Source organism: Pseudomonas sp. 2822-17 (assembly GCF_002742485.1).
GTDB lineage: Bacteria > Pseudomonadota > Gammaproteobacteria > Pseudomonadales > Pseudomonadaceae > Aquipseudomonas > Aquipseudomonas cyclaminis.
Window position 1 is genome coordinate 1 of record NZ_LJRZ01000391.1, and the last position, 485, is coordinate 485.

At 29.7% G+C, this 485-nt stretch carries 1 protein-coding gene; it reads left to right on the forward strand.

What is annotated here, in order from left to right; translation table 11 throughout:
* Window positions 1-41: 41 nt before the first annotated feature.
* The coding region (locus AOA60_RS11820) for a TetR/AcrR family transcriptional regulator (protein ID WP_143522428.1) at window positions 42-485 on the forward strand (444 nt) is incomplete at its 3' end.

Consider the following 485-nt stretch of genomic DNA (forward strand, 5'->3'; position numbering starts at 1 on the left):
ACCTTGTTCTTCTTTTGATTAAAATAAGTTAGGAGAAAAACATGAAAGAGAAAATACAAAAAGCTGCAATTACGATGTTTGTTGAAAAAGGTTATAAAGGTACCAATGTTCAGGAAATTGCAAACCTTGCTGGAGTTAACAAAAAATATGTCTATTCGCGTTTTTCTTCAAAAAAACAAATTTTAAAAGCAATTTATGAAAGCTACTTAGATGCCCTCTATAATTGTTTAAAATACAGCAATCAAGTACCCTCGGCTAGGTATGAAGTAAGACTCAATTGTTTAAAAGAAATCATAACAAAATATGTTACTATTGCGTATCAACATAGAGATTTTTTTAAATTACAGTCTAGATTTGAAGATATGAACGATCCATTACTATTGGAATATCTGTTGTTAAAAAGGAATCAAATTCACCATCACTGGAAAATGTTAATTACGTATGTTGTCGGTGAAGAAATAAATCATGGAGCAATAGATGTATCC